14 protein-coding genes are annotated in these 14,402 nt (G+C 68.2%); 8 read left to right on the top strand and 6 right to left on the bottom strand.

Features of this window, described 5'->3' with window-relative positions; all coding sequences use genetic code 11:
* Positions 1-9 precede the first annotated feature (9 nt).
* Positions 10-426: a VOC family protein gene (locus tag NWFMUON74_RS18770; RefSeq protein ID WP_187683170.1), complete on the top strand. Its 417-nt coding sequence runs from the start codon at positions 10-12 to the stop codon at positions 424-426.
* Between the two features lie 62 nt (positions 427-488).
* On the opposite strand, the gene NWFMUON74_RS18765 is transcribed toward NWFMUON74_RS18770, so the two are convergent.
* Positions 489-698 (bottom strand): hypothetical protein, encoded by a 210-nt coding sequence (locus NWFMUON74_RS18765; RefSeq protein WP_187683169.1) that lies wholly within the window; start codon positions 696-698, stop codon positions 489-491.
* Between the two features lie 487 nt (positions 699-1,185).
* Here NWFMUON74_RS18765 and NWFMUON74_RS18760 point away from each other — a divergent pair, with 487 nt between their 5' ends.
* The 4 genes from NWFMUON74_RS18760 to NWFMUON74_RS18745 all read left to right on the top strand — a co-directional run bounded on the left by NWFMUON74_RS18760 (position 1,186) and on the right by NWFMUON74_RS18745 (position 5,128).
* Positions 1,186-1,920 carry a hypothetical protein gene (locus NWFMUON74_RS18760; protein ID WP_232110431.1) on the top strand — a complete coding sequence of 245 codons (735 nt, stop codon included), beginning with the start codon at positions 1,186-1,188 and terminating at the stop codon, positions 1,918-1,920.
* Between the two features lie 24 nt (positions 1,921-1,944).
* Positions 1,945-2,817 carry an alpha/beta fold hydrolase gene (locus tag NWFMUON74_RS18755; RefSeq protein WP_187683168.1) on the top strand — a complete coding sequence of 291 codons (873 nt, stop codon included), beginning with the start codon at positions 1,945-1,947 and terminating at the stop codon, positions 2,815-2,817.
* Positions 2,818-3,038: 221 nt separating this feature from the next.
* Positions 3,039-4,202 carry an SAM-dependent methyltransferase gene (locus NWFMUON74_RS18750; RefSeq protein WP_232110430.1) on the top strand — a complete coding sequence of 388 codons (1,164 nt, stop codon included), beginning with the start codon at positions 3,039-3,041 and terminating at the stop codon, positions 4,200-4,202.
* A gap of 29 nt (positions 4,203-4,231) precedes the next feature.
* Positions 4,232-5,128: a phytanoyl-CoA dioxygenase family protein gene (locus NWFMUON74_RS18745; protein ID WP_187683167.1), complete on the top strand. Its 897-nt coding sequence runs from the start codon at positions 4,232-4,234 to the stop codon at positions 5,126-5,128.
* Positions 5,129-5,232: 104 nt separating this feature from the next.
* On the opposite strand, the gene NWFMUON74_RS18740 is transcribed toward NWFMUON74_RS18745, so the two are convergent.
* Positions 5,233-6,291 carry a YdcF family protein gene (locus tag NWFMUON74_RS18740; RefSeq protein WP_187683166.1) on the bottom strand — a complete coding sequence of 353 codons (1,059 nt, stop codon included), beginning with the start codon at positions 6,289-6,291 and terminating at the stop codon, positions 5,233-5,235.
* 195 nt (positions 6,292-6,486) lie between these two features.
* Between NWFMUON74_RS18740 and NWFMUON74_RS18735 the strand changes: the two genes are divergently transcribed.
* Positions 6,487-7,407, top strand: coding sequence for a zinc-binding dehydrogenase (locus tag NWFMUON74_RS18735; protein WP_187683165.1), 921 nt, complete (start codon positions 6,487-6,489; stop codon positions 7,405-7,407).
* A 436-nt stretch (positions 7,408-7,843) separates the two neighbouring features.
* Positions 7,844-8,548: a YoaK family protein gene (locus NWFMUON74_RS18730; RefSeq protein WP_232110429.1), complete on the top strand. Its 705-nt coding sequence runs from the start codon at positions 7,844-7,846 to the stop codon at positions 8,546-8,548.
* Between the two features lie 50 nt (positions 8,549-8,598).
* Here the strand turns inward: NWFMUON74_RS18730 and NWFMUON74_RS18725 are convergent, their stop codons facing one another.
* Positions 8,599-8,910, bottom strand: coding sequence for an EthD family reductase (locus NWFMUON74_RS18725; RefSeq protein WP_187683163.1), 312 nt, complete (start codon positions 8,908-8,910; stop codon positions 8,599-8,601).
* A 161-nt stretch (positions 8,911-9,071) separates the two neighbouring features.
* Here NWFMUON74_RS18725 and NWFMUON74_RS18720 point away from each other — a divergent pair, with 161 nt between their 5' ends.
* Positions 9,072-9,974: a LysR family transcriptional regulator gene (locus tag NWFMUON74_RS18720; protein WP_187683162.1), complete on the top strand. Its 903-nt coding sequence runs from the start codon at positions 9,072-9,074 to the stop codon at positions 9,972-9,974.
* Positions 9,975-10,165: 191 nt separating this feature from the next.
* On the opposite strand, the gene NWFMUON74_RS18715 is transcribed toward NWFMUON74_RS18720, so the two are convergent.
* From NWFMUON74_RS18715 to NWFMUON74_RS18705, 3 genes are all read right to left on the bottom strand, one after another.
* Positions 10,166-10,834 carry a DUF8020 domain-containing protein gene (locus NWFMUON74_RS18715; protein ID WP_187683161.1) on the bottom strand — a complete coding sequence of 223 codons (669 nt, stop codon included), beginning with the start codon at positions 10,832-10,834 and terminating at the stop codon, positions 10,166-10,168.
* A 166-nt stretch (positions 10,835-11,000) separates the two neighbouring features.
* Entirely contained in the window at positions 11,001-12,641 is a 1,641-nt protein-coding gene (locus NWFMUON74_RS18710; protein ID WP_197986869.1) for a class I adenylate-forming enzyme family protein, read from the bottom strand.
* Entirely contained in the window at positions 12,638-14,356 is a 1,719-nt protein-coding gene (locus NWFMUON74_RS18705; protein ID WP_187683159.1) for a CoA transferase, read from the bottom strand. The genes NWFMUON74_RS18710 and NWFMUON74_RS18705 overlap by 4 nt, the downstream gene beginning before the upstream one ends.
* Between the last annotated feature and the right edge of the window lie 46 nt (positions 14,357-14,402).

Here is a 14,402-nt window from a genome sequence, read left to right as displayed (position 1 = left end):
TTGGCAGGCATGAAGCCCGCGACTGCGATTGTCTCGTTGCCCGTTGCCGATCCGGAACGCTCATTACGGTTCTACCGGGACGGGTTGGGGTTGGCCCCAGCTGAGGCCGATGAGAGCATCATCGCGTTCGAGTTGCCGAACCTGTCGCTGTACCTTATCGAGTACGGCGAGTATGAGAAGTACACGAGCCGCGCCGGTATCGCTCCTCGCCTGCCTGCGCCCGGTGCCTGCTCCATCTCGTGTGCCATCGGGAGCAAGGAGGAGCTGGACGACATCCTTCGTCGAGCGACAGCGGCGGGCGGTTCAGTGGCTCGGTCGGCCGATGAGTATGACGGGTCGTACATGGGGTACTTCAGCGACCCGGACGGACACCTGTGGGAGCTCGTCGTCAATGCCCGGACCGAAGCGGCGGCCGCTGCGCAATAGCGCAGCTGCCCGGGAGCAGGCCGGGCTCGGTGATGTCGGAACTCCGGCAGCGCAGGCACGGTCTAAACCGGCCTGTCTCCCCAGCATCCCGGCCGCGACCCGGTCAGCACGCAGAACGCGTTGAGTGCCGCCTCCAGCAGATACCCGGACCCGGAGTAGGACCCGGAGTCGATCGGCTCGGCCGCCGACGCCGGGCCGCTCACCGTCACCAGCGCCATCCCGACCGCGGCGGCGGCCACCGACTGCCGCACGGCATTTCTCTTGATTCCCATTCGACACTCTTTCCGATCTCAGGAGTAGTTGTAGTAGAACCACTGCCCCGCCGCGTCGGACGTGCAGACGGTGTAGGTATCCCCGTGCAGGAAGGCGTAATTGCGGTCTCGGTTACAGTCGTCGAGGCTCGCGAAGGGTCCTCGAATGCCTCCTCCTGGATTTCGATTCAGACGACCAACGGCCCCAGCATAGGTTCGGACCTTCACCGCGGACATCGGTAACCGATACGTACCCGCTCCGAGCACGGCCACGCCCGTCCGGCTAGGCTCGTGCACATGGCAACGCGGCTGCGACAGTGAGTCCTGAGCGAGCTTCGCGGAGACCACTACTGGTGGCCCAGCCGACCGCCCGACACGGGAGTTGCGATCATCAACATTTCCGCACTCCGATATTTCGAGACAACGAATATTCTCACCCCGTCGACCAGATGATTCGGACTCAGGAAGTGCCGACGCATGAGGTGTATGCGTTGTATTTACTGCGGTGGTGAATACCGATCAGTCCCGCGCACAGGATGTACACGAGGTCGGCGCGGATGTGGCCCGGTCAACCGCAGACGGGTGTGGCAGACCTCGGTCGGGTGGATCTATTCAGTGGCGAGGGTTGTCGCCGCGGCACGATGATAGAGGGATGAGACCCGCCCTCGGCGCTGCCCTGGCCCTGTGTGCGGAGTGCGGCGGCTACGAGTACAGCGGAGCGCCCGATTGTCGCCGTTGTCGGTTCCTCGTCGACGATATCGTCGAGCAGCAGTGGCGTCTGTTCCTCGTCGACTGGCCGGCCGAAAGCGAACTCGACCTCGCGGAACTCGTTGCCGCCGAACCCGATCGACATGACTGGCGGATCGTCGACGCTGCCCTCGATCGGATCGTCTGCGACGAGTGCGGAAGCCGTCTCGGGCGCGGTCCGATGGCGTGTTCTGCCTGCCACCTCGCGCACGGATTCCGCTATGCCGCTATCGAAACCGATCGACCGGGTGTCCCTCGGGGTAACGAGCATGCCATCCGCGTCAACGTCTCGGTCCTGCGCCGACCTCAGATGACATCGGCGCAAGAGCTACTGGCTCGCAGGCTGCTGCTACCAGCCCTGCTGGTCGGATTCCTGCCCACAACCGCACAGGCGCAGCGCGTCAGCGCGATGATCAAATCCGATCCCACGCCGCACCGAGTCACCGCCGCACTAGACAACTGGCTCCGCGACAACGGCCTGACGACCCTGAGGTAGGCGATCTGCGGCTATCGTGCTGGAATGTCCGGTCACACTCTTCATCGTCGAATCATCGTCGACGGGGTCGACACCTTCTATCGGGAGGCTGGCCCTCCCGATGCACCCGTGCTTCTCCTGCCGCACGGCTATCCGTCTTCCTCGTTCGCCTACCGGCGGCTGCTGCCCGCACTGGCCGATCGCTGGCGACTGATTGCACCTGATTTCCCCGGCTGTGGCTACACCGCCGATCCTGAGGACTTCTCCTACGATTTCGATGGATACGCCCGATGGCTCTCGGAGTTCGTCAAGGTATTGGGCGTGGAGCGACACGCACTGTGGTTACACGACTTCGGCTCGCAGATCGGGCTGCGCTACGCGATCGCGCATCCGGAGCGAATCGTTGCGCTCGTCATCAGTAACGGCGACATCTATCGCGACACTCTCGGCCCCGGCTACGAGATATTGCGGCGGTACTGGGAAGACCCGTCCCTCGAAAACCTCGCTGCCATCCAAGCCGCGGTCAGCAATGACGGCTTTCGCGAAGAAGTCCTCAACGATATCGGTGCAGAGCTGGCGGAGCGGATCCCACCGGACATGTGGGAGTTGCATTGGCACCTGATGACCGATCAACGGCGCGATATCGCGGTGCGTGTCATCGCCGGTCTCCGCGACAACCTCGCCTGGTTCCCCCGATACCAGGCGTACTTGCGAGAACACAAGCCACCCGCACTGCTGCTGTGGGGCCCGCACGACAGATACATGCCCGAGGAGTCCGCCCGCGCCTACCACCGCGACCTTCCCGAAGCCGAGCTGCACCTACTCGATGCCGGACACTGGGTCCTCGAAACCGCTTTCGAGGAATGCGTCGCAGCACTCCGCCCCTTCCTCGACCGAGTACTACCCACGAACCAGTGAACTCCGTGCGCGACTCCGATGCACCGCGCAGCGAGTTCGAGGCGGGGACACCGCTGCACATCAGTGACCCGAGATTTCTCCGGGGCACTCTGGTTGGGCCTGACACGCCACCTGTGGTGTCGCGGCGGGTCCTTCGGCGATGTGAGCGCCCGTCCTGGCCAGGTGTTGGCACGATGCGTGCTTCGGCCACCGATTCGCGTGCGCTGGAATAAGATTGGGCGATGCTCGGTCAAGTGCTGGGAACGCTTGCGGGGGTGGCTGTCGGTGGTGCCCTGGCGTTTGTCACGGCCTACGTCAACGAACGTGCCAAGTGGGCTCGGAGTTTAGCGGTGCGGTGGGATGAGCACAGGCTTTCGGCGTATGTGGAGTCATTGGCAAGTCTCCATCGGCCACGCCCGGGGCTGGGACGTCGTCGTGGCCCCGGGTCACATCAGAGGCCGAGTGGTGTATCCGACTCGACTTCACCGGAGGATTCGGAACGGAAGGGGTCGATGATGGTATCGGAAATCAGTGAGTACCAAGGTGCCTCATCGGATGCGGTCCGGCAGCACTATGACATCGGAACCGAGTTCTATCGGCTGTGGCTCGACAGCAGCCTGACATACTCGTGCGCGCTGTGGTCCGACGGCGACGATCTCGCCCACGCGCAGCAGCGCAAGCTCGACTATCTGATCGAGCGGGCCGACATCGTCGGTGCGGAGCGCGTGCTGGACATCGGGTGCGGCTGGGGCAGCCTGATGCGGCGGGTAGCCGACCGGAACTGGCAGGCCCACATCACCGGCCTCACGCTGAGCCGAGACCAATACGACTACGTCCGAAGGCATTCGACGGATCGGATCGATGTCCGGCTCGAACACTGGAACACACATCGTCCCGACGGTGCTTATGACGTCATATTCTGCGTCGGCGCCCTCGAACACTTCGTGAAATTCGGACTGTCGCGGCGTGACCGCACCGCGGCCTATCGAGAGTTCTTCACGCACTGCTCTCGCATGCTGCGCCCGGGCGGCGGGCTGGTCATCCAGACGATCGGCAAGGGCAACCGGCCGCTGGACCACGAGGCGCTCAACGATGTGCAGTTCCTGGCGAACGAGATATTTCCGGAATCGGATCCACCGCGACTGGCCGAACTCGCCCATGCCGCGGAGAAGCTTTTCGAAATCGGTTCGGTGGTCAACGATCGTCACGATTACTCGGCCACCTGTGCGGAGTGGCTGCGTAGGCTCCGGTCACACCGCACCGAGGCGGAACGGCTTGTCGGCGCCCGCATTACCGAGTCATACGAGCGTTATCTGGAGGCGTCGATCCGGCAGTTCGACCGGGAACATCTTGTGCTCTACCGGATCTCGCTTCGCAAGTTGACTGATCTGCCATCCGAGGCGTGACCGGCCGTCTACCCAGCGAGGAGTCAGTCATGAACCCGGGAGCAACGCCCCGCGGCCACGATGTCATCACCGACCTCGACGGCCTGCGTGTCGACCTCGCCGGACGCCACCGGGCCACGGTCAGCGCGGGGGCGAGCATCGACCGCCCGGTGGTCGATGCCGATATGGCCGCCCTGGATCGTGACGGGTATGTCATTCTGCCGGACCTGATCACACCCGAGGAATGCGAACGCATACATGCTGCGAGCACGGCTCTGCTCGGGCCGCCCGGCCGAAACACGTTCGAGGGCAGACGAACCCAACGGGTGTACAGCCTGCTCGAGAAGACCCGCGCCTATGACCGGCTGGTCGACCATCCACGTGTGCTGGCCCTGCTCGACCGGCTGTTCCTGCCGAACTACCTGCTCTCCCAGCTGCAGGTGATCAATATCCTGCCTGGTGAGCAGGCTCAGCTCCTGCACTACGACGACGGCTTCTATCCGATACCCAGGCCCCGCCCGCCGTTGAGCGCCGCAACGATGTGGGCCATCGACCCGTTCACAGATCGCAACGGCGGCACCGTGATTCTGCCCGGCAGCCACCGATGGGATTCACGCCAGCCGGCCGAATCCGACACCCGAATCAGCACGCGAATGTCGGCGGGCTCGTGCGTGTTCTATCTCGGAACGCTCTGGCACGGCGGCGGCGCGAACCGGACCAGCGCCGCGCGGCTCGCCGTGACCGCACAGTACTGCGAACCATGGTTGCGCCCTCAGGAGGCATACACGCTGTCGACCAGTCGAGAAACCGCCCGAACGGTGTCCGAGGACATCCGGCGAATGCTCGGCTACAGCATCCACCCGCCGTTCATGGGCGCTGTCGACGGCATGCACCCGAAACGGCTTCTCGGCACCCCCGATCCGGCCCTCCCGCAGTCGGGCGCTTAACACAGCGGCCGAGCCGAGGGCCGTCGCGGCGATGCTGATCGGTCCGTTACGAGGCACAGTGCCCGCCACCGTTATTCGACCGCCGGTGTGGTTATGGCGGCGCTTCAGGGCTGGGTCGCCAGGTCGGTAATGATCGCCAGCAGCGCGATCAGGATGATGGCGGCGACAGCGAGGTGGCTGCGCCGGTAGTGCGTCGCGAGGACGGCGACGAATTCGCGCAGGAATGCGGCGGGGAGGAAGTAGGCGGCGGTGGCCGAGCCGACGACTTGGGCGTCGATCCCGAGCCGGCGAGTGAGTGCCGCGGCGCGCAGGACATGAAAGTTACTGGTTACCACGGTCATTCGAAGATCATGGGCAGGGATGCCGCGTAGTTCGAGTTCGCGCAGGCAGTTGCGCAGGTTCTCGGCGGTGTTGCGCGAGTGCCGCTCGCGGATCACCGAATGTGGCGGCACCCCGGCGGCTACGAGGTAGCGTGCCATCGCGTCGGCCTCGGTGGTCGCCTCGTCCGGCCCTTGTCCACCGCAGGTGACCACGACCGGGTCGTGTCCCGACCGCACCGCCACGTCGTAGACGGCGATGCCCCGATCGAGCCGGGCCGCCAGCAGCGGTGTCACCGATCTTCGATCCAGCCCGCATCCCAGTATCACCACGGCGTCGGCCTCCGGGCGGACCGGCAGAGTGCCGTAGAGCAGAGCGTAGCCGCCGAAAGCGATCATGTGGACCACCAGGTACACCCCGGCGACGATCGCGATGACCGTCACCCGCCCTGCCCAGCTCGGCACCCGTGGCCCCGATTCGACCATCGCCGCCGCGGCGAGCAGGAACAACAGACCGGCGCCGACCACCACCGGTGTAGCGGTGAGTGGTGCGATTCCGTCTCTGCGCATCAGCCCGAGCCCGTTCACGATCAACCCGATACCGGCCACGGCGAGTGGAACAGCCACCAGCGCCACCGCGCCACCGCCCGGCGACGTCGCGGGAATCAGCCCCGCGACCACCACCGCGGCCCCGGCTCCCAGCAAGACAACGGCCGCCAGCAACACGAAACCCGTGGACAGCCGACGCGGTTCCGACACCACCCGCACGGCCCCGGCGAAGGCCAGCGCCACACCACTCGATGCCACAGCCACACCGGCGATCAGTTGCACCACCGTCGTCTGCATCCGCCCGCGCCTCCCTCACATCACCGCCCTCGATACTCGGGCGGCGGACCGGCGATTCCCCCGTTCGGCATGCGTGAAACAACAAGCGCCGAGCCGTTGTACGTGCGGATGCGTGGAGACGCGCGGTCGGCCTATCGGGAATAGCGGAACGAGGGCCCGCTGTTCGTGATCATGAATTGGAGGAGTTGATCGTTCATGCGTGCACTGGTTGTGGACCCTTCCGCGCCCGAGGCTGTGCGCCTCACCGAGGTTGCCGAGCCCGTTGCCGGGGGTGAGGACGTGTTGGTCGAGGTGCGGGAGGCGGCGCTGAACTACGGGGATCTCAACGATGCCAAGTCCGGGCGGGTGCCGCCGGGCGCGGTGCTGGGGTCGGATGTGGCGGGGATTGTGCTGCGATCGGGATCCGGGGGGCCGCCGCCGGGCACGCGGGTGGTGGCGCTGGTCGCGGGAGCGTTCGCCGAGCGGGTGGTGGTCGACGTCGGCTCGCTGGCCGAGGTACCGGCGGGGGTGGATCTCGCGCAGGCGGCGGCACTTCCGGTGGCCGGCGTCGCGGCGTTGCGGGCGTTGCGGGCGAGTGGCGCGGTGCTCGGCCGTCGGGTGCTGGTGACCGGCGCGTCCGGTGGTGTGGGCCGATTCGCCGTGCGGCTCGCCTCGATCGCCGGGGCCTCCGTGATCGCCTCGGTGGGTCGTCCGGAACGAGGCGCCGGCCTTGCCGAGTTGGGTGCGGATGAAGTCGTGGTCGGTCTCGAGGGCATCGACGGGCCGGTCGACGTGGTGCTCGACAACGTGGGCGGCCCGCAGTTGGTAGCGGCCTGGCAGTTGCTCGCGCCGGGCGGCACCCTGCAGAGCATCGGCTGGACCTCGGGCGAGCCGGCGGTGTTCCCGCCGTACTCCACGATCGGCCCGCCCAAGTCGCTGACGTCGTTCCTCAACCAGGGGGCGGCGGCGACCGACCTGGCCGACCTGGTGCGGCTCGTCGAGTCGGGCGCGCTGCCGGTGGAGATCGGCTGGCATGGGCCGCTGGAGCGGTTCGCCGAGGCCGCCGAGGCGCTGCGTGGGCGGCGGGTCAACGGCAAAGCCGTTCTCACCGTTACCGGCCGTCTGCCCGCTTCCTGACGCCTTGCGCCGCGAGTGCCGTCCGTGCGGCGGCGTGCCTGAACCCGCGCTCGAACTTGTCGACCATCTCCTCGATCGCATGCTCGGGCAGAGCCCCGGGAACAGCCACTGAACCCTGATTTTCTCTTCGGAATGTCTTCTGCCGCAGAGCAAATCGGCGCGCGTCGCGGCATCGACGTGTCCTCTCCGCGCAGCTCTGCCGGGTGCGCGCCTTGTCTCCTGCGGAAGCTGCTGCGGCGCAATATGTTTCGATGGATATCGGGCGGTGCGCCATGCTCATCCCGATTGGGTTGCCGCCGTGGTGTTTCCAGCGTTGGGGGTGATACTCACGGGATTTTCCGAGGCGCTCCTGGTACTTATTGTCCCGTTTGCCCTATGTCAGACAACAACTCAGGGGAGCTGTATGCCTGCCATGAGCTTTATCCCATCGCACCGTGTGCTCGTCCTCGCTTACGGATCACTGCTCGCGACCGTCGCGGGTTTCGTCAATGCCGTGGCCATCTTGACCTTGGCGATCCCGGTCGCCAACGTGACCGGCACGACCACCCAGTTAGGGATGGACGCCGCGAGCCCGTGGATGTTCGAAACCAGCCTGCTGGTTGCGATCATCGTCGGGTTCCTGCTGGGTGCCGCGGCGGCCGGTGCGGTCCTGGCGCCGGCGAGCGCGCATGCCGGGGGACGGCACAGCGCCGTCATGACCGGTGAGGCGTTATTGCTGTTGCTGGCCTTCATCTGGTCGGGAGATCTGCTGTCGATCTTCCTGGCCGCGCTGGCCTGCGGGCTGCAGAACGGGGCGACCTCGAGCCTGCGGACGATGCAGATCCGCACCACGCACTTCACCGGTACCGTCACCGATCTCGGCCTGCTCATCGGACGGTCCCGGCGTCACGAGTTCGACCGCTGGCGGGCGACGGTGCTGTCGGCCACGGTCGTCTCGTTCATCGCCGGGGGCGTCGCGGGCACCGTCATGGGCAGCCGGGCCGGTGAGGCGGCGCTGCTGCTGCCCGCCGCGGTCTGCGTCATGATCGCCCTCGCCGGACTCGCCTACGACCGCCGAAGACAGGTGCTCACCTCGTCGAGCGAATCCGATCCACCCGCCCCGGCCGACCACGATGAGCCCGACCACCGACGAGCCTCGTAACAAGCGGCAACCGGCGCCTGCCGCGACGGCCGGGAGCGAGCCCTCCTTCCTCAGCCGACGCCGTCCACCACCGGATAGTCGATGACGACCACGCCGCCGGTGGCGTAGTTGGCGACATCGGCGGTCAACCGCTGACCTTGCGGCGACGATCGCGCCGCGGCCAAGGCGGCGGCATCGGCGAAGTCGGCTTCGAAGACCGCGAAATACGGGGCTTCTCCGTCGGTCGCCGCCACGTCGAAGCTGTAGCGCCACGCGAGCACGCCGGGCCACTCCACGACCAGTGGCAGGTGGTGGGTCACGTAGTAGTCGCGGAAGTGGTCGGGGTCGACCGGCTCGGGGTACAGGACCACCGTCTTATGCATGACGACCTCCGTCCGGATCAGGGGCGTGCGTGAGTGCGATATTCGGTACCGCGGTCGAGTGGATCGTCATATGCGCAGGTTAGGGCTTGCTGTGTGGTCGAGGGAAAGACCGGGACGGGATAGACTCAGAACGGATCGTTATCAATCGGCAGGGAGGGCACGTGGCGCCGGACACGGTGAGCCTGCGGTACTTCCTGGTGCTGGCGCAGGAGTTGAACTTCACCCGCGCGGCCGCACGGATCGGTATCGCCCAGCCCGCGCTCAGTGCCCGGATGCGCCGATTGGAGGCGGAACTCGGCACGACCCTGCTGGTCCGCAACACGCGTAGCGTCGTATTGACCACGGCCGGTGCGGCTTTGGCGGAGTCCGCGCCGCCCGCGCTGGCGGCGCTGGACCGAGCATGGGACACCGCCCGGAACGCGGGGGCCGGGGAACTGGGCACGCTGCGCATCGGATACAGCCTCAGCACGGGGGCCGAGACGGCACCGGCCCTGGTGGACAGGCTCATTCGCAGCAGCCCGGGGCTCGAGGTCGGCGCGGTCCCGATGGCGACACCGGAGATCTCTCCCGCGGTCGCCGACGGCCGCATCGATGCGGGGATCACCCGCGGCGAACAGCCCGGCCGTGGCGTGCGCAGGTTCCTGCTGCGGCGTGAGCGGGTCGGGGTCCAATTGGCACAGCATCATCCACTGGCCGAGCACGCGGAGATCGAGATCGCCGATGCGGCCGCGTATCCACTGCGGCTCCCCGACCGTACGGCCAACCCCGTGATCCACGATCAGCTGTCCGCACTGTTCCGCGACACCCGGCCGCAACCCCGATTCCACACGCCGGCAGTCTCTTTCGACATGTCTCAGCGCGACCTGCGCGACGGCCGCACCCTCGCTCCGGCCGGTGAGGTCGCGGCCACGACCCAACCTGCCGGTCTCACGTGGCGACCGCTGCGGGGCGCACCCACCCTGACCATCCACCTGGTCCTCCCGCGCGTACAGTCACCACTGCACCGCCGCGTCCGCAGCGTCGCCAAAACCCTTGCACGCGAACTGCACTGGCTCCCGGACTGACGCGCCATCATCCGTTACAGCACAGCGTGCACGGCCGGGCATGCCGCGATCACCACGCACCATGACACACAGGCGATAACCAGGTAGCCGGAACGCCGGGTAGCTTGACCCGACGACGCGGCGCGACGGCGGCGGCCGACGAGGGTGAAGCCGGCCGAGCCGGACGCCGGCACCGCCGTGCCGGGCGCGGGTCAGTGGGTGTCGTTCCAGAATTGTGCTCCGGCGGCGATCAGGGCCGGGATGCCGACGACGATGGTGCCGACGACCGCGCCCATGGCCGCGAGTGCCGCGCCGGTGACCAGGCAGCCGCCGATCGCCGCGGGCACGGCGAGTAGTCCGATGGACACCACGCCGCCGGTGGCCCCGCCGACGATACCGCCCGCGACACAGCCGATCCCGGCGCCGACGGTACTGCCCAGCAGGCTGCCGACGGTCGCGGCGGCCATCATCGACATGCTGAAGTTGCCCAGTGCCGCATTGTAATTCGGGTGCGAGAGGGCGTCGATTTCCTGTGCGGTGGCCGCACCGGGCGGGTACGCTGCGGCGGGATCGGTGGACGGGGTGAGCGTGACGGTGTCGCCTTCGGCGTGCGCGGCGATGGGGAGCGCGCTGCCGCCGCGGAGGTAGGCGAGCGGCAGGGTGGCGACGGTCGCACCGTGGCGGTCGACGAACCGCAGGTGCTCGTCGGCGACCGACAGAGTGCCGGCGTCGGCGGTAAGGACCACGGAGTGGTCGACGACGGTGGCCTGGAAATGGATATCCGGCGTCTCGGGCGCCGGGTGGGCCGCCGCGGTTCCCGCCGTGATTCCCAGCGCCGAGACGACCATGGCCGCGATCGCCGCGCCTGTGCGGAGCATCATTGTGTTCCAACTCCCAATACTGTTGTCGGGCAACGCGATTTCGCTGCCGACAAACAAGTCGCCGACAGCACGGGGAAAGTTCCCGGCCTGAGGTGACAAAGATCGCATTGCTTCCCGAAGGGAAACCGTAGTTATCGAGATAAATTGCGCCGCAACGGGTTCCGAGTCAGCGTTCGCGGGAACGCTGTCGCGCTTGTGCCTGCAACGCCCGGCGGTCGACTTTCCCGGCGGGACCCAAAGGCAGCGAAGGCAATTGGAGAAGGCGCTCGGGAAACTTGCGCGGCTCCAGTCCTTGTCCGACGAGGTGCTCGGTGAGCTGGTGCAGGGTGAGTGGTTCGGTGGCGACCAGGCAGGCGCACAACCGTTCCCCGTAGAGCGGGTCGGGAATCGGAACGCAGGCGACGTCGGTGACGGCGGGGTGGGCGAGGAGCACGGCCTCCACCTCGGCCGGGCTGATATTGAGGCCGCCGCGGATGATGACGTCCTTGCTGCGGCCGACGACGGTGAGATATCCGTCGGTGTCGAAGCGGCCGAGGTCGCCGGTGCGGGTCCAGCCGCCGGGCGTGCGCAGCGCGGTGTCGAGTTCGGCAGCACCGACGTAGCACATCGGCGACATGGGACCGCGGGCGATGATCTCACCGACCTGCCCGGGCGGAAGCGCACGGAATTCACTGTCGACCACGCGGATTTCGGCCACGGCGGGATCGGGGCGGCCCGCGGTGGTCGCACGGTCGGCGGGATCATCGAGGGCGGGGTGGCTGGAGACGCCGTCGGCGGAGCCGTAGAGATTGATGACCGGGCATCGGAACAGGTCGCGTCCCCGGCGTGCGGTCTCGCTGTCCAGAGGTGAGCCGCCCAGCACGATCGCGCGCAGTCCGCTCGGATCGGTGGCCGCGGCAGCGGGGTGATCGAGCAGTAGTCGCAGCATGGTGGGCACGCCCAGCAGGTGGGTGGGACGGGTCTTTTCGACCATCGCGAGGGTGGCGGTGGGATCGAATCGCGGTTGCAGGACGAGGGTGGCGCCGAAGGCGGCGAGGGTGACCGCGGTGCCGCTGGATCCGAAGGCCGAGGCGAGCGGGACGAGGAACAGGTTGCGCATGGTGGCCGGGTCGTCGTCGTGCAGGGCGGCGAGCATGGCGCCGCGGCCGCCGGTCAGGGCGTTGTGGGAGTACAGCACCATTTTCGGTTCGGCCTCCGACCCGGAGGTGACCAGGATCCGGGCGGGCCCGTCCGCATCCGGCCGGTGCGGCCGGAAGTCTCCGGCATCGGGGGCGAGCAGCGCGTGGATGGGCACGCAGCCGCGGCAGCTGTGGCGGCCGACGCCGATCACCGCGCGCAGGGCGGGCAGGTCGGCGGCCATCTCGCGGATCAGGCGGGCGCTGTGCTGCCCGTTGTGCTCGGCGAGGGCGATCACGGCGACGGCCTCCGAGCGGCGCAGCAGCGTGGCGGCCTCGCGGGTGCCGCGGCCGACCGGGAACGGCAGCACGATCGCGCCGAGCGCGGCGACGGCGAGATCGGCCGCGCACGCCAGCCGGGAGTTCGGAAGCTGCACGGCGACAACGTCTTCGGCGCCGATCCCGAGGCGCGACAGCCCGGCGGCGAGCCGGACGGTCAGATCGTCGAGTTCGGCATAGGTGACGGTACCGTCGGCGTCGACGACGGCGGGCTTGTCCGGGTGCCGGGCCACGTGCCGGGCGAACAGGGTGTAGATGTCACTGCCGGGATAGTGGCCGGCGGCGGACCAGGCGCCGCGTAACTCGGCGGGGACGAGATCGGTGTAGCGGCTGGTGTTTTCGACGAGGGTCACGACAGTCTCCACGGTGTGGTCAGGGCGGGGCAGCCGAAGGTGTCGCGGCCGAGTACGGTCGCGAAGCGGGCGTCGGTGGGTAGATCGGCGAGGTCGCCGGTGACCGGAACCGGGGTGCCGGAGGAGCCGACGGCGACCCAGCGGCCATCGAGCCGGAACGGTTGCCGGGTGCCGCGCCGACTGGTCGTGCGGCCGTGCCGCCGTAGCGTGTTCGAGGCGCTGAGCAGGCTGCTTTCCACCGCGGCGCCGGCACCGGTGCGGTCGCGGTGCAGCAGGCCGAGGACGGTCGCTTCGGCACCGAGGACACCGCCGAGCACGTCGAGCAGGGTCATCAGCGACGGAGCGGGCGGGGTGTCGGGCGGGCCGACGAGGTCGGCGAGGCCGCTGCGCGCCTGCACCATGAAATCGGTGCCCGGCGGCAGATCGGGCAGGTCGAGCCCGGACCAGCCGGAGGTATAGGTGTAGACCAGTCCGGACGGCAGATCGGCGGCGGCGAGGCCGAACTCCTCGGCCTTCCCCGGCGCCCAGTTGTGCAGGAAGACATCGGCTTCCGCGGCCGAGGCGCGCAGCCGGGCGCGGTCGCCGGGAGATTTGATATCGAATTCGGCGGCGGCCTTGTCCCGGTTGAGCGCCAGCCACCGCGACGAGAGGTCGCCGCTGCAGGGCGGCATCTGCCGCAGCGGGTCGCCGCCCGGCGGTTCGACCCGGGTGACGTGCGCGCCGAGCAGCCGCAGCAGGTGCGCGGCCAGCGGTGCCTGCACGCGCCGCCCGGCCTCGAGCACCCGGATTCCGGACAACGGGCTCGACGCCATCGGTGCCGAATACCGTTGCATCGCCATCGGTGCCGAATACCTTTGCCTCGCAACCTTCGTCGGCTGCGGAACGAGCGACCAGGGGGCGGGGAGGCAATCCGGCGCCGGGGCGCCCGGCTCGTCGCCGCGATACAACCGGCACACCGAGACGCCGGATCGTGCGGCGATGCGCGTGATATCGGCGAACATGCGGCCCCGGGTGGCGTCGTGCAGCGCCTGCGGCACGGGTGCGGTGGCGGTGGCGTAACGGAATTGGAAGGGCCGCCACCCTTTCCGTAGTGCGCGGGGTTCGGCGTCGAGCGCGGACCAGAACGCCGCCCACGGTTCCGGTTGCAGCGACTCGATTTCGAACCGGACACCGTCGAGGCTGACGAACGGCGGGCCGCCCGGCGCCGGGTCCACCGCCTCCGGGTCGTCGGCGCCCGCCGCGGCCAGATACTGGGAGACCGCCAGCAGCGCGGCCTCGGCCACACTCGTGTCCACGCGGAGTCGCTCCGCGGGCAGGAGCAGGCTCGCCAGCAGGCCGGTGGCCGCGAGCACGCCCGCCGCGGTGGCGCAGTAGTCCACCTCCAGCCCGCGTGGGTACCCGCTGCGGCGGCCGTTGACGTGCATCACCCCGCAGATCGCCTGCACGGTGGTCTCATCGGCGAGGTCGGGATCGGCGACCGGGCCCGCCCATCCGACGGTGGCCGCGCGGCGGCGGCCGTCGCCGAGTGACAGCGCCACGGTCGCCGCGGCCGAATCATCCGTCCCCGACTCGTCGCTGCCCGTGAGCGTCGCGCCGATCGCGCGCAGATGCTCGCGCAGGACCTGGGCGGTGGCGCCGGATCCGGTGACGGTGGCGGTCGTTCCGGCGGGTAACAGAGCGACCGCCGAGGCGGGTACGGATGTCTGCGTCGTCATGGTTCGCCTTCCACCGAAGTCCGGTTCATCGCCGAATAGGTCGGCC

Source organism: Nocardia wallacei, from assembly GCF_014466955.1.
GTDB classification, from domain to species: Bacteria; Actinomycetota; Actinomycetes; order Mycobacteriales; family Mycobacteriaceae; genus Nocardia; species Nocardia wallacei.
This window is presented reverse-complemented; position numbering and strand designations above follow the sequence as displayed.